Annotated in this window: 17 protein-coding genes; 10 read left to right on the top strand and 7 right to left on the bottom strand. The window is 61.0% G+C overall.

All coding sequences use genetic code 11. The features are described 5' to 3' along the window. The first annotated feature begins 7 nt into the window (after positions 1 to 7). Positions 8 to 175: a DUF2474 domain-containing protein gene (locus RGV59_RS01570; RefSeq protein ID WP_017848279.1), complete on the top strand. Its 168-nt coding sequence runs from the start codon at positions 8 to 10 to the stop codon at positions 173 to 175. 68 nt (positions 176 to 243) lie between these two features. Here the strand turns inward: RGV59_RS01570 and RGV59_RS01565 are convergent, their stop codons facing one another. Further along, positions 244 to 1,368 (bottom strand): methyltransferase, encoded by a 1,125-nt coding sequence (locus tag RGV59_RS01565; RefSeq protein WP_046482168.1) that lies wholly within the window; start codon positions 1,366 to 1,368, stop codon positions 244 to 246. A 169-nt stretch (positions 1,369 to 1,537) separates the two neighbouring features. After that, entirely contained in the window at positions 1,538 to 2,248 is a 711-nt protein-coding gene (locus RGV59_RS01560) for a helix-turn-helix transcriptional regulator (RefSeq protein ID WP_046381979.1), read from the bottom strand. A 400-nt stretch (positions 2,249 to 2,648) separates the two neighbouring features. Here RGV59_RS01560 and RGV59_RS01555 point away from each other — a divergent pair, with 400 nt between their 5' ends. Further along, complete coding sequence (locus tag RGV59_RS01555; protein WP_046381980.1) at positions 2,649 to 3,425, top strand: ferredoxin--NADP reductase; 777 nt, start codon at positions 2,649 to 2,651, stop codon at positions 3,423 to 3,425. A 45-nt stretch (positions 3,426 to 3,470) separates the two neighbouring features. On the opposite strand, the gene mscL is transcribed toward RGV59_RS01555, so the two are convergent. After that, the gene (gene mscL, locus RGV59_RS01550; RefSeq protein ID WP_017848275.1) at positions 3,471 to 3,887 is read right to left on the bottom strand and encodes a large-conductance mechanosensitive channel protein MscL; all 417 of its coding nucleotides are present in this window, start codon (positions 3,885 to 3,887) and stop codon (positions 3,471 to 3,473) included. A gap of 287 nt (positions 3,888 to 4,174) precedes the next feature. Between mscL and katB the strand changes: the two genes are divergently transcribed. The 3 genes from katB to radA all read left to right on the top strand — a co-directional run bounded on the left by katB (position 4,175) and on the right by radA (position 7,806). Continuing rightward, positions 4,175 to 5,716: a catalase KatB gene (katB, locus tag RGV59_RS01545; RefSeq protein WP_126586223.1), complete on the top strand. Its 1,542-nt coding sequence runs from the start codon at positions 4,175 to 4,177 to the stop codon at positions 5,714 to 5,716. A 138-nt stretch (positions 5,717 to 5,854) separates the two neighbouring features. Continuing rightward, entirely contained in the window at positions 5,855 to 6,403 is a 549-nt protein-coding gene (locus RGV59_RS01540) for an ankyrin repeat domain-containing protein (protein WP_017848273.1), read from the top strand. A gap of 35 nt (positions 6,404 to 6,438) precedes the next feature. Next, a complete protein-coding gene (radA, locus tag RGV59_RS01535; RefSeq protein WP_017848272.1) occupies positions 6,439 to 7,806 on the top strand; it encodes a DNA repair protein RadA in 1,368 nt (455 codons plus the stop codon). Positions 7,807 to 7,860: 54 nt separating this feature from the next. On the opposite strand, the gene RGV59_RS01530 is transcribed toward radA, so the two are convergent. Beyond that, entirely contained in the window at positions 7,861 to 8,229 is a 369-nt protein-coding gene (locus RGV59_RS01530; RefSeq protein WP_017848271.1) for a PilZ domain-containing protein, read from the bottom strand. 175 nt (positions 8,230 to 8,404) lie between these two features. Between RGV59_RS01530 and RGV59_RS01525 the strand changes: the two genes are divergently transcribed. The 3 genes from RGV59_RS01525 (at position 8,405) to yjiA (ending at position 11,800) form a co-directional block, all read left to right on the top strand. Then, the gene (locus RGV59_RS01525; RefSeq protein WP_017848270.1) at positions 8,405 to 10,471 is read left to right on the top strand and encodes a carbon starvation CstA family protein; all 2,067 of its coding nucleotides are present in this window, start codon (positions 8,405 to 8,407) and stop codon (positions 10,469 to 10,471) included. Between the two features lie 15 nt (positions 10,472 to 10,486). Further along, a complete protein-coding gene (locus tag RGV59_RS01520; RefSeq protein ID WP_322246851.1) occupies positions 10,487 to 10,684 on the top strand; it encodes a YbdD/YjiX family protein in 198 nt (65 codons plus the stop codon). A 156-nt stretch (positions 10,685 to 10,840) separates the two neighbouring features. After that, positions 10,841 to 11,800, top strand: a complete 960-nt coding sequence (gene yjiA, locus RGV59_RS01515; protein ID WP_017848269.1) for a GTPase — start codon at positions 10,841 to 10,843, stop codon at positions 11,798 to 11,800. Positions 11,801 to 11,984: 184 nt separating this feature from the next. On the opposite strand, the gene glyA is transcribed toward yjiA, so the two are convergent. Together glyA and RGV59_RS01505 are read right to left on the bottom strand one after the other, a co-directional pair. Further along, complete coding sequence (gene glyA, locus RGV59_RS01510; RefSeq protein WP_017848268.1) at positions 11,985 to 13,238, bottom strand: serine hydroxymethyltransferase; 1,254 nt, start codon at positions 13,236 to 13,238, stop codon at positions 11,985 to 11,987. 242 nt (positions 13,239 to 13,480) lie between these two features. Beyond that, entirely contained in the window at positions 13,481 to 17,332 is a 3,852-nt protein-coding gene (locus tag RGV59_RS01505) for an EAL and GGDEF domain-containing protein (protein ID WP_026140186.1), read from the bottom strand. 285 nt (positions 17,333 to 17,617) lie between these two features. Between RGV59_RS01505 and ettA the strand changes: the two genes are divergently transcribed. Together ettA and gdhA are read left to right on the top strand one after the other, a co-directional pair. Beyond that, entirely contained in the window at positions 17,618 to 19,282 is a 1,665-nt protein-coding gene (gene ettA, locus RGV59_RS01500) for an energy-dependent translational throttle protein EttA (RefSeq protein ID WP_017848266.1), read from the top strand. A 299-nt stretch (positions 19,283 to 19,581) separates the two neighbouring features. Next, positions 19,582 to 20,919, top strand: a complete 1,338-nt coding sequence (gene gdhA, locus RGV59_RS01495) for an NADP-specific glutamate dehydrogenase (protein ID WP_017848265.1) — start codon at positions 19,582 to 19,584, stop codon at positions 20,917 to 20,919. Here gdhA and RGV59_RS01490 read toward each other — a convergent pair. Then, on the bottom strand, positions 20,916 to 21,413 hold the full coding sequence (locus RGV59_RS01490) for a GreA/GreB family elongation factor (protein ID WP_017848264.1): 498 nt from the start codon (positions 21,411 to 21,413) through the stop codon (positions 20,916 to 20,918). The genes gdhA and RGV59_RS01490 overlap by 4 nt on opposite strands. Between the last annotated feature and the right edge of the window lie 17 nt (positions 21,414 to 21,430).

Below are 21,430 nucleotides of genomic sequence, written 5' to 3'. Positions count from 1 at the left end.
TCGTTTCATGTCCGGCAAACCTTCGTTGCACGAGATTGAACAGGCTGAGAAGCAACCGCTGTGGCGGCGCCTTGGTTGGTTGGCGATGATCTGGAGCGGCAGCGTGCTGGCCCTGTTCATCGTGGCCAGCCTGATGCGCCTGTTCATGAGCGCGGCCGGCCTGACCACGCACTGACATCCCATCCCGTTGCCTTGCGGCACGGTTTTTGACCCTGCCCCTCTTTGGAGGGGCGGGGTCTTTTTTTATTTGCGCGCTTTGAGAATGACGAATTTGGGCGTGGCGGCCACTTGCTCGACGCCCCGGAACAGCCGCGCCAACTTGCTGTGATAACCCAGGTGACGGTTGCCGACTATATAAAGGGCGCCGCCGACCACCAACGCTTCGCGCGCCTGCTGGAACATGCGCCAGGCGAGGAAGTCGCCGACCACCTGTTGCTGGTGGAACGGTGGATTGCACAGCACCACATCCAACGATTGCGGTGCCTGCCCGGCCAGGCCATCGTCGGCGCGGACGATGACCTCGCGATCACCCAGGGCCGCTTGCCAGTTCTCGGCGGCCGATTGCACGGCCATGTAGGACTCGTCCACCAAGGTGTAATGCGCGTCCGGGTTCTGCAGGGCGCTGGCAATCGCCAGTACGCCATTGCCGCAACCCAGGTCGGCGACTCGCGCACTGCCAAGGCCCGTGGGCAAGTGTGGCAGGAAGGCGCGGGTGCCGATGTCCAGGCTTTCGCGGCAGAACACGTTGGCGTGGTTGAGCAGGGCGATGGCTGGAGTGTCCAAGGCGTAACGGGTGGGGTAGGGCGAGACGGCGGCCGGGCGCTCCCCAACGGTGGCGATCAACAGCCGCGCCTTTTTGAGCGCGAGGGACGCGTGCATCGGCCCGATGTACTGCTCCAGCAATTCACCGGCGGCCCGTGGCAGATGCTTGACCATCGCTGCGGCGATAACTTCAGCGCCCGGCGCCAGTTGGCCCTGCAGGCGGATCAACTGTTCTTCGAGCAGCGCCAGGGTTTTCGGCACGCGGATCAGCACCCGGTCGAATGGCCCGACAGGCACTTGGCTGGCGGGGATGAACGACACCGCATCGAACGCCTTGCCGTTGCGCAGCAGGTTTTTTTCCAGGCCTTGGGCGGCGAGAAACGAGTCGCCGCTGGATGTCACCTGCACATGGCCCTCAAGGCTGGCGGCCAATGCGCCAAAGCTATCGTTAAGCACCAGCACGCGAGTTGCGGCGTTCGGTTGCTGTTCGGCCAGGTAGCTGAGCAGATACTCGTCGGCGGCGTCGAAGGCCTGCAGCGGATCATTGTGCTGCTCGGGTTGGCGGATCAGATCGAGCTGGGCGAACGGGCTTTCGAGCAGGGGCATGGCGGGGGAGGCTCTGGGTAATCGATGGGTGTTCGACAGGCGCTGTGGCGGCCGGCGGAACCGTCTGAGTGAACTGCGAGGCGGCACCGAGGGGCTGCGTCAACACTCAGAGTTGGCCGTAAATGTTACTTTTTTTTTGGAGTGATTACATGCGGTGTTTCAAAGCGGGTTAAAACAAGCCTGCTTTCGAGGCACAGAGCACCGCAGCGATTTTGTTATTGACGCCCATTTTAGTGAAGATGCTTTTGAGATGAAAACCAATGGTGCGTTCCGACAGGCACAGTATGGCGGCGATATCGGCAGCCGTTTTGCCCAGGGCTGACCATTTGAGGATTTCTGTCTCCCGTGGTGTCAATTTGCAGGCCGAAGGCGCGTTGGGCTTGTCGGCATATTTCTGTGCGACCACCGCATGCATCGCATGACAGAGCCACAATACCTGGCCGGCCTTTTCGTACAGCTCTTCCGGGCTGACCTCGCCCTTGCTGCGTCCCAGGGTCAGCATGCTGAACACGCCCTGGAAATCGTGGACCGCCTGGGTCCATCCAAGATGCACGCCAGAGGACCGGGCCAGTTCCCACAAATTCGGCGCGGCGCCGAACACTTTTTCCTCCCAGACAATCGGTAGTACGCAACGTTTGCAGTGGGTGACAACCGGGTCTACGTCGAAAAAGTGGGCCTGGTCGTACAGGGAGTTCCATTCATTTGGGTAGTTGTTGAGGCAAATCGGTTTGCATGGGTGTGTGGGTCGTTGTGAACTCATCGTGAAGGAACAGAATTGGAAGCCAAGCTCGTAGGTTTTGTTGATGACCATTTCAAATACACTGGTGATCTTGTCCTCGCCTTCCAGTTTAGGGAGTCGTGTATTGCGCCAGTTGACCATCGGAAGCTCTCCATGGAGTTCTTTGTGACTTGGGTACGTCCTGGCCCCCAATGTTGCACGCAAATTAGTGTAGGACACGGACTACACTTGTAGCGGAAGTTTTCGTTCTTGTTCGTCGTGTTCTAAGACTCTTTAAGCAGGTGTGCAACTTCCGTCCGCAACTTTTTGCGAAGTTTTGCCCTTTTTTAGTGGGTTTTAGCGTCTGTTATGCGTCACTGACAATCGCACTATGGGGCGATGTTGTGATGTGTCTTGGACTAATAGCCAAATGTTTAGTAGTGCAATTAAATAGCCATCAACTTGTGGGGTTTTTGCTCTATTCACAATGCCACTACCGACTACGGGTGTTTCCGCACGTGACTTTGGGGGACACTAGGGCACCTGTAGAACGGAGCTCCCCATGACGGCCAGTGCTGAGAAATTTACCCGCCAGACCCTGCTCGACGTGCAATCGCTGACCCCCAGCCTCTTCACCCTGCGCACCACCCGTGACCCGGGCTTTCGGTTCACCGCCGGCCAGTTCGTGCGCCTGGGGGTGACCAAGGCCGATGGCAGCACGGTATGGCGCGCGTACTCCGTGGTGTCGTCGCCGTTTGATGAGTACCTGGATTTTTTCTCGATCGTGGTGCCCGGTGGCGAGTTCACCAGCGAGCTGAGCCGTCTGCGCGTCGGCGATACGTTGATGGTCGAGCGTCAGGCCACAGGCTTCCTGACCCTGAACCGGTTTGTCGACGGTCGTGACTTATGGTTGCTGGGCACCGGCACCGGAGTGGCGCCGTTCCTGTCGATCCTGCAGGACTTCGAGGTCTGGGAAAAATTCGAGCGCATCATCCTCGTGTACAGCGCCCGGGAAGCCAGGGAGCTGGCCTATCAGTCGCTGATCCAGGGGCTGGCTCAGCGTGAGTACCTGGCCGAGTACGCCCACAAGCTGACCTATCTGCCGCTGGTCACCCGCGAGCAGCACCCCGGCGCCCTGCACGGGCGCATTACCACCCTGATCGCGAATGGCGAGCTGGAGCGCGCAGCCGGCGTCGCGCTGACCCCAGAGCATTCGCGCGTGATGATTTGCGGCAACCCGCAGATGATCGACGACACCCGTCAGTTGCTCAAACAGCGCGATATGCAATTGAGCCTGTCCCGGCGCCCCGGCCAGGTGGCGGTGGAGAACTACTGGTAACAAAAAAGGCGCCCCTGGAGGCGCCTTCGTTCAAACCGATACGGCTTATTGCGGTTTGTCGTTCTGTGCCTTGAGCAGATCGCGGATCTCACCCAGCAACACTTCTTCCTTGCTCGGCGTCGGCGGCAGGCTGGGGGCCACGGCTTCTTCGCGTTTCAGGCGGTTGATGGCCTTCACCCCCATGAAGATCGCAAACGCGACGATCAGGAAGTCGATCACGCTCTGGATGAACTTGCCGTAGGCCAGCACGACCGCCGGGACATCGCCCTGCGCAGCCTTGAGCGTCACCGCCAGATCAGCGAAGTCCACACCGCCGATCAACAGACCGATCGGTGGCATCACCACGTCGCCTACAAACGAGGAAACAATTTTGCCGAAGGCGGCGCCGATGATAATCCCGACGGCCATGTCGACCACATTACCTTTGACCGCGAAGGCCTTGAACTCACTGATCACGCCCATAGGTTATTCCTTGTTACAGATGAGAAGGGTGGAAGTCAGTGTAAGTCAGTCGTAGCGGGCTTGCCTGACACAACTGTTAACACTGTCGATTTTTATCGACACATTAAATCGCAAATAGTTTGCAAAGTGCCATCAATCGCGCGCGAAATACCCGCGATTTCAGTGAGTTACCAGATTATTTTCTCAATCGACCCGGTGGGGTTTTTCTATTTATCTTCTGACTCGCGGGTCACTAGCCTCTGGCAAGCACAACTGAATGTGCATTAAAAAAACCAGAGGAAACCTCGATGAACAACCCAATGAGCCGCGCGCCCGTTCTGGCGCGACATGCGCTGGTGCTGGCAACCGTCAGCCTGCTTTCCCTGTCTGTGCAAGCTGCCAACCTGACCCGTGACAATGGTGCCGCCGTCGGCGACAACCAGAACTCGCAAACCGCGGGCGCCAACGGCCCGGTGCTGCTGCAAGATGTGCAACTGATTCAGAAGCTGCAACGCTTCGACCGCGAACGCATCCCCGAGCGCGTGGTACATGCCCGTGGCACCGGCGCTCACGGCACGTTTACCGTCACCGATAACCTCAGCGACCTGACCAAGGCCAAAGTTTTCGCCGCCGGTGAGGCAACCCCGGTATTCGTGCGGTTCTCGGCGGTGGTACACGGCAATCACTCCCCGGAAACCCTGCGCGACCCTCGCGGCTTCGCCACCAAGTTCTACACCGCCGACGGCAACTGGGACTTGGTCGGCAACAACTTCCCGACGTTCTTTATCCGAGACGCCATCAAGTTCCCGGACATGGTCCATGCCTTCAAACCCGACCCGCGCACTAACCTGGATGATGACTCGCGTCGTTTCGACTTCTTCTCCCATGTTCCCGAAGCCACCCGCACCCTGACCGAGCTGTACTCCGACTCCGGCACGCCGGCCAGTTACCGCGAAATGGACGGCAACGGCGTACATGCCTACAAGTTGATCAACGCCAAGGGCGAAGTGCATTACGTCAAGTTCCACTGGAAGAGCCTGCAAGGCATCAAGAATCTTGATCCCAAGCAAGTCACCGACGTACAGGGCCGTGACTACAGCCATATGACGAATGACTTGGTCACCCATATCAACAAGGGCGACTTCCCCAAGTGGGACTTGTACGTGCAGGTGCTCAAACCTGAGGAACTGGCCAAGTTCGATTTCGACCCGCTGGACGCCACCAAGATCTGGCCCGGCATACCCGAGCGCAAAGTCGGGCAGATGGTGTTGAACCGCAACCCGGCCAATGTCTTCCAGGAAACCGAGCAAGTGGCCATGGCCCCGGCCAATCTGGTGCCGGGCATCGAGCCGTCGGAAGACCGCCTGCTGCAAGGCCGGGTGTTCTCCTATGCCGACACGCAGATGTACCGCCTGGGCGCCAACGCCCTGCAACTGCCGATCAACGCGCCACGGGTCACCGTCAACAACGGCAACCAGGACGGCGCGATGAATTCCGGCAAGACCAGCACCGGCGTGAACTACCAGCCAAGCCGCCTGCTGCCACGGGAAGAGCCGCAAACCGCGCGCTACAGCCAGTCGCCGCTGGCGGGCAGTACCCAGCAGGCGAAGATCCAGCGTGAGCAGAACTTCAAGCAGGCCGGTGATCTGTATCGCTCCTACAGCAAGAAAGAACGTCAGGACTTGATCGACAACTTCGGCGGCTCCCTGGCCACCACCGACGACGAGAGCAAGCACATCATCCTGTCCTTCCTCTATAAAGCCGACCCGGAATACGGCGCCGGCGTGACCAAGGTCGCCAAAGGTGACCTGGCCCGCGTGAAAGCGCTGGCACAAAAACTCACCGACTAACCCCACCCGCCCCTGTAGGAGCGAGCTTGCTCGCGAAGATCTGCCAGGCAACGCGTACATCCAGGATGCACGCGTCATCGTTGACGTTTTTCGCGAGCAAGCTCGCTCCTACAAGGGCTTTGTAGAGGAGTTGAATCAATGCGTACCTTCATCGGCGCGCTGCTGGCCTGCTGGTCGCTGAGCGGGGTTGCCGGGCAGCCTGCGCCCAATGACGCAGCGGCGCTCAAGGCGCAATTGCAAGGCTACTATTTCGATGCCGCACGTCGCGGCGACCTGCCCATGCTCGATACCTTCATCGACGCCGGCTTCCCCCTCAATACCCAGGACGACAAGGGCTACACCGCACTGATCCTCGCCGCCTACCACGGCGAAAGCGCCTACGTTGAACGTCTGCTCGCCGCCGGCGCCGATGCCTGTGTGCAGGACAAGCGCGGCAACACCGCGCTGATGGGCGCGATTTTCAAGGGCGAGCTGAAGATTGCCCAGCGCCTGCTGGCCACCGACTGCAACCCCGACCAGCGCAACGGCGCCGGGCAGACCGCCGCCATGTACGCCGGGCTGTTCAAGCGTCTCGAACTGCTCGACGCGTTGAAGGCCAAAGGCGCCGACCTGAATGCCGAAGACCCGATCGGCAACAGTGCTTCACGATTGGCCGGCGGTGAAATCCGGACCCCGGCGCCGCGCTGAGCTATCATCGCGGTTTTTCGGTTGGAGGTTCTCAAATGGCAAAGGCCAAGCGCATGTACGGCTGCACCGAGTGCGGCGCGACCTTTCCCAAGTGGGCCGGCCAGTGTACCGAGTGCGGGGCGTGGAACACCCTCACCGAAACCATGATCGAAAGCGGCGGCGCCGCGGCCCCCAGCGGCCGTGCCGGCTGGACCGGGCAACAGGCGCAGATCAAGACCCTGGCCGAAGTCAGCGTCGAGGAAGTCCCGCGTTTCTCCACCGCGTCCGGTGAGCTCGACCGCGTGCTGGGCGGTGGCCTGGTGGACGGTTCGGTGGTGCTGATCGGCGGCGATCCCGGTATCGGCAAGTCGACCATCCTGTTGCAAACCCTGTGCAGCATCGCCAGCCGCATGCCGGCGTTGTACGTCACCGGCGAAGAATCCCAGCAACAAGTGGCCATGCGCGCACGCCGCCTGGGCTTGCCCCAGGACCAACTGCGGGTGATGACCGAAACCTGCATCGAAAGCATCATCGCCACTGCGCGGATCGAAAAACCCAAGGTCATGGTGATCGACTCGATCCAGACGATTTTCACCGAGCAACTGCAATCGGCTCCGGGCGGCGTGTCCCAGGTGCGTGAGAGCGCGGCGCTGCTGGTGCGCTATGCCAAGCAGAGCGGCACGGCGATTTTCCTGGTCGGTCACGTGACCAAGGAAGGCGCGCTGGCCGGGCCACGGGTGTTGGAGCACATGGTCGACACCGTGCTGTATTTCGAAGGCGAGTCCGATGGTCGTTTGCGTTTGCTGCGCGCCGTGAAGAACCGCTTCGGCGCGGTGAACGAGCTGGGCGTATTCGCCATGACCGACCGCGGGCTGAAAGAAGTCTCCAACCCCTCGGCGATTTTTCTGACCCGTGCCCAGGAAGAAGTCCCCGGTAGTGTGGTGATGGCAACGTGGGAAGGCACCCGCCCGATGCTGGTGGAAGTGCAGGCGCTGGTGGACGACAGCCATTTGGCCAACCCGCGTCGAGTGACCCTGGGCCTGGACCAGAACCGCCTGGCAATGCTGCTCGCGGTACTCCATCGGCACGGCGGCATCCCGACCCATGACCAGGACGTGTTCCTTAACGTGGTGGGCGGGGTCAAGGTGCTGGAGACCGCGTCCGACCTGGCGTTGATGGCGGCGGTGATGTCCAGCCTGCGCAACCGGCCGCTGCCCCACGACCTGTTGGTGTTCGGCGAAGTCGGCCTGTCGGGCGAAGTGCGCCCGGTGCCCAGCGGTCAGGAGCGTTTGAAGGAAGCGGCCAAACACGGCTTCAAGCGCGCGATCGTGCCCAAGGGCAACGCGCCGAAGGAAGCGCCGCCGGGGTTGCAGGTGATCGCGGTGACGCGGCTGGAGCAGGCGTTGGATGCACTTTTCGAGTAGCCCGCAACACCGCAGTACACATGTGGGAGGGAGCAAGCCCCCTCCCACCGGTGGTCAGTGCTCCAGCAAAGCGCCCAACTGCCGCTCCAGTTCTGCCTGATCCCCCAGGTTCAACTCGATCAAGCGGCGCAAATGGCTGATCGATTCCAGACTGATGTGCTCGCATTCAAACCCCAGGTGACCGTTCTGGTCATGGGTCAGCCTGACCTGCATCTGCACATCGGTATTGGCGTCCAGGTGGATATCCACATCGAACGACTCGGTGCCGATGCTGTGCCAGGGCGTCGGTTTCTGCACCAACAAGCCCTTCAGCGATAAGTCCACCAGTTGCACCGACCATTTCCGACCGTTCTGCCGGAGTTCGGTCTTGGCATCAAAGGCAATCCGGCGAAAACGACGGCGGTCAGACGCATGTTCGGTCATGGTGAAACCCTCTGTGGATGAAGGGATTGTAGCCCTACGCCATTATTGAGGCTTTATTTCTGCTTTTTTTGCCATGGGAAGGCTCTAGACCAATGTAGGGGGCTGGCCTTTAAGGCCAGTAGCGCTAAACTCGAGCTGGTTGTCCTTTCTGTCCACCCTGGCTGGAATACAAAAAATGAAAAATAATAATAGCCTGCTACGCCACTTACCCTGGCTGGTACTGGCCATAGTAGGTGCGTGCGCCCTGGGCGTAGTGGCCCTGCGCCGCGGCGAGGCGATCAATGCCTTGTGGATCGTCGTCGCAGCAGTGGCGATCTATCTGGTCGCCTATCGCTACTACAGTCTGTTCATCGCCAACAACGTGATGCAACTCGATCCACGACGGGCCACCCCCGCAGTGGTCAATAACGACGGTCTGGACTTCGTACCGACCAACAAACACATCCTTTTCGGTCACCACTTTGCGGCGATTGCCGGTGCTGGCCCCTTGGTCGGCCCGGTGCTGGCGGCGCAAATGGGTTATCTGCCCGGAACCCTGTGGCTGATCGCCGGTGTGGTACTGGCCGGTGCGGTGCAGGACTTCATGGTGCTGTTCCTGTCTACCCGTCGTAACGGCCGTTCCCTGGGGGATATGGTCCGCGAAGAGATGGGCCGCATTCCCGGGACCATCGCGCTGTTCGGCTGCTTCCTGATCATGATCATCATCCTCGCGGTGCTGGCGCTGATCGTGGTCAAGGCCCTGGCCGAAAGCCCGTGGGGCATCTTCACGGTGATGGCGACCATCCCGATCGCGATGTTCATGGGCATCTACATGCGCTACATCCGCCCGGGCCGCATCGGTGAGATTTCGATCGTCGGCGTGCTGTTGTTGCTCGGTTCGATCTGGCTGGGCGGGCAGATTGCCGCCGACCCGGTCTGGGCCAAGGTCTTCAGTTTCACCGGCATCCAGATCACCTGGATGCTGATCGGCTACGGTTTCGTCGCGGCGGTACTGCCGGTGTGGCTGATCCTGGCCCCGCGTGACTACCTGTCCACCTTCCTCAAAATCGGCACCATCGTCGCCTTGGCCATCGGTATCCTGGTGACCATGCCCGACCTGAAAATGCCGGCGCTGACCCAGTTCATCGATGGCACCGGCCCGGTGTGGAAGGGCGGTCTGTTCCCGTTCCTGTTCATCACCATTGCCTGCGGTGCGGTCTCGGGCTTCCACGCGCTGATCTCTTCGGGCACCACGCCGAAGTTGCTGGCCAGTGAAGGCCACGCCCGGTACATCGGGTATGGCGGCATGTTGATGGAGTCGTTCGTGGCCATCATGGCGATGGTTGCCGCTTCGGTGATCGAGCCGGGTGTGTACTTCGCCATGAACAGCCCGGCGGCGATCGTCGGCTCGGACGTGGTCACCGTCGCTCAAACCGTCAGCAGCTGGGGCTTTGCGATTACGCCTGAGGCGCTGTCGGCCGTTGCCCATGACATCGGCGAAACCACCGTGCTGGCTCGTGCCGGCGGTGCGCCGACGCTCGCGGTGGGTATCGCGCAGATCCTGCACAGTGTGCTGCCGGGTGAAAACACCATGGCGTTCTGGTACCACTTTGCGATCCTGTTCGAAGCGCTGTTCATCCTGACGGCCGTCGACGCCGGTACCCGTGCCGGGCGCTTCATGCTGCAGGACCTGCTGGGCTCCTTCGTGCCGGCGCTCAAGCGCACCGAGTCCTGGACGGCCAACCTGATCGCGACCGCCGGTTGTGTGGCGATGTGGGGTTACCTGTTGTATCAAGGCGTGATCGACCCGCTGGGCGGCATCAACACCTTGTGGCCGCTGTTCGGTATCTCCAACCAGATGCTGGCAGGTATCGCGCTGATGCTGGCGACCGTCGTGCTGATCAAAATGAAGCGCCAACGCTACATCTGGGTGACCATGCTGCCGGCCGTCTGGCTGCTGATCTGCACCACCACGGCGGGCTTCATCAAGCTGTTCGACGCCAACCCGGCGATCGGCTTCCTGTCGCTGGCGAAGAAGTACAGCGATGCGCTGGCCAACGGCCAGATCCTCGCCCCGGCCAAGAGCATCGACCAGATGCAGCATGTGATCTGGAACGCCTACACCAACGCAACGCTGACGGCGCTGTTCCTGTTCGTGGTCTTCAGTATCCTGTTCTATGCGCTCAAAGTCGGCGTCGCCGCCTGGGGCAACAAAGAGCGCACGGATAAAGAAGCCCCGTTCCAGGCCGTACCGGACGCATGATCGAGGATTGCAGCCATGTTCAATGACATCAGTCGCGTCGGTAAATACCTCGGTCAGGCCGCGCGCCTGATGGTCGGCATACCCGACTACGACACTTACGTCGAGCATATGCAAACCAAACACCCGGACAAGCCGATGATGGACTACAAGACGTTCTTCCGGGAACGCCAGGAAGCCCGTTACGGCGGCAAGGGTGGGCCCAAGTGCTGCTAAGTTGGTAAAACCGCTTTACCTGTAGGAGCGAGCTTGCTCGCGAACAACGCAAGGACACCACGTGCATCCAGATAGCACGGGTTATCGTTGACGTTCTTCGCGAGCAAGCGCGCTCCTACAGTTGTTTTTACCTCCCCATTTTCAGGAGAACTGTCTTTGTCCTCTCCCATTCCCGTCACCGTCCTCAGCGGTTTCCTCGGCGCCGGCAAGACCACGTTGCTGCGTCACCTGCTCAAAGCCGAGCACGGCTTGAAAATCGCCGTAATCGAAAACGAATTCAGCGACGCCGGTATCGACACCCAGCTATTGGGCAACGAGCCCGTGCAAGTCATGACCCTGTCCAACGGCTGTGTGTGCTGCACCATCCACACCGACCTGACCAAAGCCCTGTACCTGCTGCTGGAGCGTCTCGACAACGGCGAGATTGCCTTCGACCGCCTGGTGATCGAATGCACCGGCCTGGCCGACCCGGCCCCCGTGGCCCAGACCTTTTTCATCGATGAAGAGCTGCGCGAGCGCTACATCCTCGACGGCATCATCACCCTGGTGGACGCGGCCCACGCCGAGCACCACCTGACCCAAACCATCGCCCAGGCACAGATCGGGTTTGCCGACCGCCTGCTGGTGAGCAAGCGCGACCTGGTGGACGACGCTAGCTTCGATGCCCTCAGCCAGCGCCTGACCCGCATCAACCGCCGCGCGCCGATTCGCGTGGTCGACCACGGCGCCATCGACCTGGCCGAGCTGCTCGACGTGCGCGGCTTCAACCTCAACGCCGGCATGAACCTGCGCCCGGTCAGCACCGCGCCGTCCATCGACCGCATCTCCAGCCTGGTGCTGCGCACCGAACAGCCGCTGGATATCGACCGCCTCAGCGAGTTCATGAACGAGTTGTTGGAAGACCACGGCAAGCAACTGCTGCGCTACAAGGGCGTGCTGAACATCGCCGGGGAAGATCGGCGCATGGTGTTCCAGGGCGTGCTGAAGCTCTACGGTTTCGATTGGGATACCGAATGGGCCGAGGGCGAAACGCGGGAGAGTGTGATCGTGTTTATTGCCGATGAGTTGCCGGAAGACAAGATTCGCGAGGGTTTTGCGAAGGTCTATCAAGCCTGACTTGGAAATACGATCAAAAATGTGGGAGGGGCTTGCCCCCGATAGCTGTGTGTCAGCCATACATGTGTCGACTGACCCACCGCCATCGGGGGCAAGCCCCTCCCACATTGGCCGGTATTCCAAATCCTGATCTGTATAAAAAAGCCCGGCTCAAGAGCCGGGCTTCTTATTCAAGCAACTGCAATCAAGCGCCGTACACCGGCAGCTTTTTGCAGATGGCCTTGACCTTCTCACGGACCGCGTCGATCACGGCGTCGTTGTTCAGGTCAGCCAGGATGTCGCAGATCCAGCCGGCCAGTTCCTTGCACTCTGCTTCCTTGAAGCCACGAGTGGTCACGGCCGGGGTGCCGAAACGCAGGCCCGAGGTGACGAACGGCGAACGTGGGTCGTTCGGCACGGAGTTTTTGTTCACGGTGATGAAGGCTTTGCCCAGGGCGGCGTCAGCATCTTTACCGGAGATGTCCTGCTTGATCAGCGACAGCAGGAACAGGTGGTTTTCAGTCCCGCCGGAGACCACGTCAAAACCGCGTGCGATAAACACTTCGGCCATGGCCTTGGCGTTTTTCACCACTTGTTGCTGGTAAGTCTTGAACTCAGGCTGCAGGGCTTCTTTGAAGCAGACCGCTTTGGCGGCGATCACATGTTCCAGCGGGCCGCCTTGGGAGCCTGGGAATACCGCAGAGTTGAGCTTCTTCTCGATCTCGGCGTTGGCGCGCGCCAGGATCAGGCCGCCACGCGGACCGCGCAGGGTCTTGTGGGTGGTGGTGGTGACCACGTCAGCGAACGGCACCGGGTTCGGGTAGACGCCAGCGGCGACCAGACCGGCCACGTGGGCCATGTCGACGAACAGGTACGCGCCCACTTTGTCGGCGATGGCGCGGAAACGTGGGAAGTCGAGGATCTGCGAGTAGGCAGAGAAACCGGCCACGATCATTTTTGGCTTGTGCTCGACCGCCAGGCGCTCGACTTCGTCGTAGTCGATCAGGCCGTTGGCATCGATACCGTATTGAACGGCGTTGTACAGCTTGCCGGAGGACGAAACGCTGGCGCCGTGGGTCAGGTGACCGCCGTGGGCCAGGCTCATGCCCAGGATGGTGTCGCCGCCTTGCAGCAGGGCCAGGTACACGGCGCTGTTGGCTTGGGAGCCGGCGTGTGGCTGGACGTTGGCGTAATCGGCGCCGAACAGTTGCTTGGCGCGGTCGATGGCCAGTTGCTCAACCACGTCGACGTATTCGCAGCCGCCGTAGTAGCGCTTGCCTGGGTAGCCTTCGGCGTACTTGTTGGTCAGAACCGAACCTTGAGCCTCCATTACCGCAGGGCTGGTGTAGTTTTCCGAAGCGATCAGCTCAATGTGCTCTTCCTGGCGCACGGCTTCTTGCTCCATGGCGGCGAAGAGATCGGCGTCGTACTTGGCAATGGTCAAATCACGGCTGAACATGGCGGTCCTCAAGGATCGGGGGGCAGAAAAGGAAGGCATTCTAACCTAATGGGTTTTAGATGGCATATGAAAGGACGTCATGTCGCGGACAAGTGGTGTTCATCTGGCGGGGGGGACTGTGCCGCTGCCATCGGGAGCAAGCGCCCTCCCACATTTGAATGTATTAACAAATCGAAGTGTGGGAGGGGCGGTGCGACGATTCGACGTGCTCCCGATGAGGCCAGCGGCTTCACCACAAACTCTCAGTCGAACATGAACAGCGCATCATTGCTGAACTGCGCCGCGAACCGATTCGGCGGCATCGGCCGCCCGAACAGATAACCTTGCACCTCATCGCAGCCATGCTCGCGCAGGAAGTCCAGTTGCTCATGGGTCTCCACGCCCTCGGCGATCACCGCCAGGTTGAGGCTGTGGGCCATGGCGATGATCGCGCGGGCGATTTGCGCATCCTGCTCGCCGGACGGCAGGCCGTCGACGAAGGTACGGTCGATCTTGAGCACGTCGATGGGGAATTGCTTGAGGTAGTTGAGCGACGAATAACCGGTGCCGAAGTCGTCCACCGCAATGCTCAGGCCGAGGTTTTTCAGGCTGGCGAGGATCTGCATGGCTTCGTTGACTTCGCGCATCAGGATACTTTCGGTCAGCTCCAGCTCCAGGCACGCCGGCGGCAGGCCGGTGTCCTCGAGGATGCTGGCGATGCGCTCACCCAACTGACCATCGGAGAATTGCCGCGCCGAGATGTTCACCGAGACTTTCGGCACCCGCACCTTGTTCTGGTGCCAGCTCTTGAGCTGACGGCAGGCTTCGCTGATCACCCAGTCGCCCACGTCCACCACCAGGCCCAGCTCTTCCAGCACCGGAATGAAGTCCCCTGGCGGCACTAGGCCACGGCGCGGGTGGCGCCAGCGCAGCAAGGCTTCGGCGCCGGTCAGGCGTTTGCCGTCGCCGCTGAATTGCGGCTGGTAATAGAGCACGAATTCGTTCTGGTCGAGGGCGTGGCGCAGGTCGCTTTCCAACTCCAGGCGCTCCAGGGCGCTGGCGTTCATGTCGGCCTGGTAGAACTGGAAGTTGTTCTTGCCACGCTCCTTGGCGTGGTACATCGCAGTGTCGGCGTTTTTCATCAACTGGCTCAGCTCGTTGCCGTCCTGCGGGCTGAGGGCGATGCCGATACTTGCGGTGACGAAAAACTCGCGGCCTTCCAGCACGAACGGTCTGACCAGGCTGGCGAGGATTTGCTCGGCCACGTGAATCGCGCGGTTCAACGCCATTTCGCGGCTGATCCGCGGCTGCAGGAGTAGGGTGAACTCGTCACCGCCCATGCGCGCCACGGTGTCGTCTTCGGCCACGCAACCGAGCAGGCGGGTAGCCATCTCCTTGAGCATGCGGTCGCCGGCGGCGTGGCCCAGGGAGTCGTTGATCGGTTTGAAGCGGTCGAGGTCGAGGAACATCAGCACCACCCACGACTTCTGCCGTTCGGCCGACTGCAGCGCAGTGTGCAGGCGGTCCTGGAACAGCGTGCGGTTGGGCAGGTGGGTCAGGGCGTCGTAATAGGCCAGGCGGTGGATGCGCTGTTCGCTGGCCTTGCGCTCGCTGATATCGCTGAAGAAGCAGACGTAGCTGGCCAGGTCGCCTTCATCGTCGAACACGGCGGTAATGCCGACCCAGGCCGGGTAATGCTCGCCGTTGCGGCGCTTGAGCCACACTTCGCCTTCCCAGGTGCTGTGCTGGTGCAACTGCTTGAGCACATAGCGCAGGTGGGCTTCCTGCTGCTCGTCGACGGTGAGCATGTTCGGCAATTGGTCGAGCACGTCCGCCACGGCGTAGCCACTGACGCGGCTGAACGCCTCGTTGGCCTGCACGATATAGCCGGCCGGGTCGGTGATCAGGATCGCCGACGTGGAGTGCTCGAATACCGTGGCGGCCATGCGCAGGTCTTTCTCGGCGCGGCGCTGCTGGCTGATATCGCGGCCGACGCCGAGGATGCCCTCGAAGGCGCCGTGCTCGTCCCACACCAGCACCAGGCGCAGCTCGATCGGAACTTTACGTCCGTCGGCGCGCAGGCAGTCGAACAGGTACAGTTGGGTGTGGATGTCATCGCGCAGCTTGGCCAGCGCCTCGGCGTCGCCCAAGGCCCGGCTGACTTGCTCGACCAGGCTGTAGATGCCGGCCAATTGCTGCGGGTTGGCGATGATCGACTGCCAGCCATTCTTGAACACCCAGTCCACGTCATACCCCAGCACGGCGTTGACCGAGGGGCTGATGTAGTTGAGGGCGAGGCGGCTGTCGGTGGAGCAGATCACGTCGCTGATGCTTTCGGCCAGCATGCGGTAGCGCTGTTCGCTGTCCCGCAGGGATTCGCTGGCCTCGATCTGATCGGTAATGTCCTTGGCCACGCCGATGATGCGCGTGACCTGCGCGGTCTTGTCCCCGGCCAGGGCTTGCTCGCGGATATCGAAGCGGCGCCATTGATTGTTGCGGTGGCGAAAGCGCAACTGGCATTGCAGTTGGTTCGAATAACCGGCCTGGCGCTGCTGCTGGCGCAAGTCGTGGTAATGCTCGGCGTCCTCGGGGTGCAGCAGGATTTCCCAGAAGTACTCGCCCATTTGCTGCAATTCGGCCTTGTTATAGCCGAGGGTGTGGCCCAGGTGGTGGTTGCTGAAAATCATCCGCTGGCTGATCACATCCTGCACATACAGGTGATCGGGCACGGTTCGCACCACGTCCGACCAGAAACTTTCGCGCTCCACCAGCGACAGTTCGATCAGCTTGCGGCTGGTGATGTCGCTGATGCTGAGGATCACCGCCTTGAAGTCGTCGCGCTGTTCCGGCAGGCGCATCACCAGCCACAGGTATTGGTTGTTGCCGAGCACATCGTTGAGCTGGATTTCCAGTTCCAACTGGTTCTGTTGGGTCAGCACCGCCTCGAGCACCTGATAGCCGATGGCCGTGGCGTTGCGTGGGCAGTCATCGATCAGGCGTTCCCAGGCTTGCTCGCACGAGCTGACGTTCAACAGGCGCACCGCCACCTGGTTGACCTCGGTGACGCGCAGTTCCTTGAGCAACTGGCGACGCGCTTCGGGATTGCCCTGCAGCCACCCGTGCAATTGCTCGCGCGTGCGGATCTTGGCCTTGTCGAAGAACGCGTTGAGCCCCGACAGGTCAAGCACGCACAGGGCCACGCCGGTGCCTTCGAAAATATCCTGATAACGCCGCCGACCTTCGTTCACCTGGCGCTGGCGGCGGCGCATATTCAACAGCACGATCACCGGCACCAACGAGAAGGCCAGGCCCAGCAGGCACTTGCCGATAAACGCCGGCAGCAATTGTTCCAGCACGGCGTTACGGTCGAAGAGGCCGCGCAGTTGCCAGTCGCTTTTGCTCAGTGGCGTGACCAGCACGCTTTTTTTCAACTCGTCCGGGGTCAGGGCGGCGGCCAACTGTGTTGGCATGCCGCTGTCACGGCTGACCACGTGGTGGTTCAGGCGATTCTCGACGGCCCACATCGGCCGCTGGCCCTGGCCATCCTGGCGGGTAAGGTTGGCCAGGTAGTTCGGCGCCAGGCGCAGCGCCCAGTACATTTTCGAATCGCCACTGGGCTGATGCAGCAGCAGATAGATGATGGTGCCGTTGTTGTCGTTACTCAGGTAGTAGGGCTGGGAATGGCTGCGCTTGACCAGTTCCTCGAGGAAGTCGCTGTCCTGGCTGTCTTTGGCCGTGTCGCGGATCATCGCGCCGCTGGGGGCGAGCAGCGCGAAGCTGCGCAGTTCCGGCAGAGAGCGTTGCAAGCTGAGCATCAACGCCTGTTGCTGTTCGTCGTTGCGCGGCGGCTCGACCATCGGCAACAGATTCAGCGCGATCTGTGCGCTCAGGGCCATGTTCAGGCTGATCTGTTCCGCCAGGTCGGCGCTGTAGTCGATGGTGTATTGCTGCTGGTTTTTCTGGTTCTGCTGCAGTTGGTCGAGCAGTTGCCAGAACAATAACGCGAGCAACATGAGGACAAGCGTCGCCAATGCGCCTTTGAGGGTGCCGTGCAGGGGCGCTCCCGGCGCTATGTGAGCGGCGCGCAGGGGAGTAGGCGGCGTGACGTTGGACAAACTGTGATCCTGCGGTTTGGCTGGACTGGCGCGCGACATGCACTATAAGCCGGGCGCCCGGAGGGCGGCTAGCATGCCTTGACTTGTGGCAAAGTGCCAGTCCTGCCTGGCTGGACTGCCCTGGCGCATTCAGGTAGCTTTGCCGGTTACGCGGGGGCGTTCCAGCCCCAGACAATCAGGCTTTTTCCGCTCGCAGGCATTGATCAAGGTCAACGGCCCGCGCGGCGCATGGTCTGGCACGGGCTTCGCCCGCTCAATTCATCAGTCACTGACGCTAGGTTCACCATGGCTCAATACGTCTTCACCATGCATCGGCTGGGCAAAGTTGTTCCGCCGAAGCGGGAAATCCTGAAAAACATTTCGCTGTCTTTTTTCCCCGGCGCCAAGATCGGCGTGCTCGGCCTCAACGGTTCGGGTAAATCCACCCTGTTGAAAATCATGGCCGGCGTCGACACCGAGTTCGAAGGCGAAGCCCGCCCGATGCCCGATCTGAACATCGGCTACCTGCCGCAAGAACCGATCCTGGACCCGGCCAAGACCGTGCGCGAAGTGGTCGAAGAAGCCGTCAGCGTGATCAAGGACGCCCAGGCCCGCCTGGACGAAGTCTACGCCGCCTACGCCGAACCGGATGCTGACTTCGACAAGCTGGCCGCCGAACAGGCCAAGCTCGAAGCCATCCTGCAGGCTGGCGACGGTCACAACCTCGATCGCCAGCTGGAAGTCGCCGCCGATGCGCTACGCCTGCCGGCGTGGGACGCCAAGGTCGAACACCTGTCCGGTGGTGAGAAGCGTCGTGTGGCCCTGTGCCGCCTGCTGCTGTCGGCTCCCGACATGCTGCTGCTCGACGAACCGACCAACCACTTGGACGCTGATTCCGTCGCCTGGCTGGAACATTTCCTTCACGACTTCCCGGGCACCGTGGTTGCGATCACGCACGACCGGTACTTCCTGGACAACGTCGCCGGCTGGATTCTCGAACTCGACCGTGGCGCCGGCATCCCTTACGAGGGCAACTACTCCGGTTGGCTCGAAGCCAAGTCCGACCGTCTGGCTGCCGAATCCAAGCAGCAATCGGCCCACGAAAAAGCCATGAAGGAAGAACTGGAGTGGGTGCGCAAAGGCGCCAAGGCCCGCCAGTCCAAATCCAAGGCACGTCTGCAACGCTTTGAAGAAATGCAGTCGCAGGAATTCCAGAAGCGCAGCGAAACCAACGAGATCTACATCCCGGCCGGTCCGCGCCTGGGTGACAAGGTCATCGAATTCAAGAACGTGTCCAAAGGCTATGGCGACCGCGTGTTGATCGACAACCTGTCGTTCTCCATGCCAAAAGGCGCGATCGTCGGCGTTATCGGCGGTAACGGTGCGGGTAAATCCACACTGTTCCGCATGCTGATGGGCAAGGAAACCCCGGACTCGGGCACCATCGAAGTCGGTGAAACCGTGCAACTGGCCTGCGTGGACCAAAGCCGCGAAGACCTCGACGGCAGCAAAACTGTGTTTCAGCAGATTTCCGACGGTTCCGACCAGATCCGTATCGGCAACTATGAAATCCCGTCGCGCACCTACGTCGGCCGTTTCAACTTCAAGGGTGGCGACCAGCAGAAGTTCGTCAAGGACCTGTCCGGTGGTGAGCGTGGTCGCTTGCACCTGGCCCTGACCCTGAAAGAGGGTGGCAACGTCCTGCTGCTTGACGAACCGTCCAACGACCTCGACGTTGAAACCCTGCGTTCCCTGGAAGAAGCCCTGCTGGACTTCCCGGGCGCCGCCATTGTGATCTCTCACGATCGGTGGTTCCTCGACCGCGTCGCGACCCACATCCTCGCGTATGAAGATGACTCGCAGGCGGTGTTCTTCGAAGGTAACTACACCGAGTACGAAGCGGATCGCAAGAAACGCCTGGGCGAAGCCGCTGCCCAGCCGCACCGTGTACGGCACAAGAAACTGGCCTGATTCGGGTCGGTTTGGAAAAGCGGAGCCTTCGGGCTCCGTTTTTTTTGCCCATGACTTCCTGACGAACATCGATCAAATGTGGGAGGAGGCTTGCCTCCGATAGCGGTTTTTCAGTTGGTGCATGGCGCCGTTTTGAAATCCCCTTTTAGGTGCGATAAATGCCTGTTTTTCAGGTTTATTTATATCCAATGCACCATTTAAATTCACAAAGGCGACATTTTGCCCTGTCGCGGTGCGACATGAATTGATAAAGTCCGGCTCAATCGCCCTTAACGACAATAAATTTGCCGAGACTTTTCATGATCGAATCCGTTGAATCCTTCCTTGCCCGCCTGAAGAAACGCGACCCCGACCAGCCGGAATTCCACCAGGCTGTAGAAGAAGTCCTACGCAGCCTGTGGCCGTTTCTTGAAGCCAATCCTCACTACCTGACCTCGGGCATCCTGGAGCGCATCTGCGAGCCGGAACGTGCGATTACTTTCCGGGTGTCGTGGGTCGATGATCACGGCAAGGTTCAGGTCAACCGCGGTTTCCGTATCCAGATGAACAGTGCCATCGGCCCGTACAAGGGCGGCCTGCGCTTTCACCCGTCGGTCAACCTGGGCGTATTGAAATTCCTCGCCTTCGAACAGACCTTCAAAAACTCCCTGACCTCGTTGCCCATGGGCGGCGGCAAAGGCGGCTCGGACTTCGACCCCAAGGGCAAGAGCGACGCCGAAGTGATGCGCTTCTGCCAGGCGTTCATGAGTGAGTTGTACCGCCATATCGGCGCGGACGTGGACGTCCCGGCCGGCGATATCGGTGTGGGCGCCCGCGAGATCGGCTTCCTGTTCGGCCAGTACAAGCGCCTGAGCAACCAGTTCACTTCCGTGCTGACCGGCAAGGGCATGACCTACGGCGGCAGCTTGATCCGCCCCGAAGCCACCGGTTTCGGTTGCGTGTACTTCGCTGAAGAAATGCTCAAGCGCGATGGCCTGCGGGTCGAGGGCAAGCGCGTGGCGGTCTCCGGCTCCGGCAACGTGGCGCAATACGCGGCGCGCAAGGTCATGGACCTGGGCGGCAAGGTGATTTCGTTGTCCGACTCCGAAGGCACCCTGTACGCCGAGAACGGGTTGACGGAGGAGCAATGGTCGGCGTTGCTGGAGCTGAAAAACGTCCAGCGCGGTCGCATCAGCGAACTGGCGGCCCGTTACGGCCTGGAGTTCCGCGCCGGTAAAACCCCGTGGGAACTGGCGTGCGACATCGCGCTGCCATGCGCCACCCAGAACGAACTCGACGCCGACGCTGCCCGCGCCCTGTTGCGCAACGGCTGCCTCTGCGTGGCCGAAGGTGCCAACATGCCGACCACCCTGGAGGCTGTGGATATCTTTATCGACGCAGGCATTCTGTTCGCCCCGGGCAAGGCGTCCAACGCCGGCGGCGTGGCGGTGAGTGGCCTGGAAATGTCGCAGAACGCCATGCGCCTGCTGTGGACCGCCGGTGAGGTGGACAGCAAACTGCACAACATCATGCAGTCGATCCACCACGCGTGCGTGCATTACGGTGAGGAAAACGGCCGGATCAACTACGTGAAAGGCGCGAATATCGCCGGCTTCGTCAAAGTCGCCGACGCGATGCTGGCCCAAGGCATCGTCTAGGTCTCGGCCTCGATGCGCAGCACTTCGATCAACTGATCGCCGACGGGGCGCTGCCACAGCACCTCGTCGCCCACCCGGGCCCCGAGCAGCGCCCGACCCAGGGGCGAACCCCAGTTGATCAGGCCCGCACCGGCATCGGCCTGGTCTTCACCGACCAACTGAATGCGCTGTTGCTCGTCCTGCTCATTGGCAAAGGTCACCCAACTGCCGATCTGCACCTTGTCGGTGGACACGGCCGGCGCCACCACCTGGGCACTCTGTAGCCGCTGGTTGAAGTAACGCAAATCCCGCTCAAGGTCGGCCTGGCGCTGTTTGTCGGCCTGTTCGCCCTTGGCGGATTCGACGCTGTATTCCTGCTGCAACTGCGCGACCTTGGCCTGTAACTGCGCCAACCCGCGCGCGGTGAGGCGATTGGGTTGCTCGCTGACCTGACGCTCGACCGGTGGGTCGGCCTGGGCGGCGGCGCTGTCTTCATTCACAAAAGCTCGGCTCATGACAGGCTCCCTCTATA

Source organism: Pseudomonas sp. FG1, assembly GCF_034313875.1.
Classification (GTDB): domain Bacteria; phylum Pseudomonadota; class Gammaproteobacteria; order Pseudomonadales; family Pseudomonadaceae; genus Aquipseudomonas; species Aquipseudomonas veronii.
This window is presented reverse-complemented; position numbering and strand designations above follow the sequence as displayed.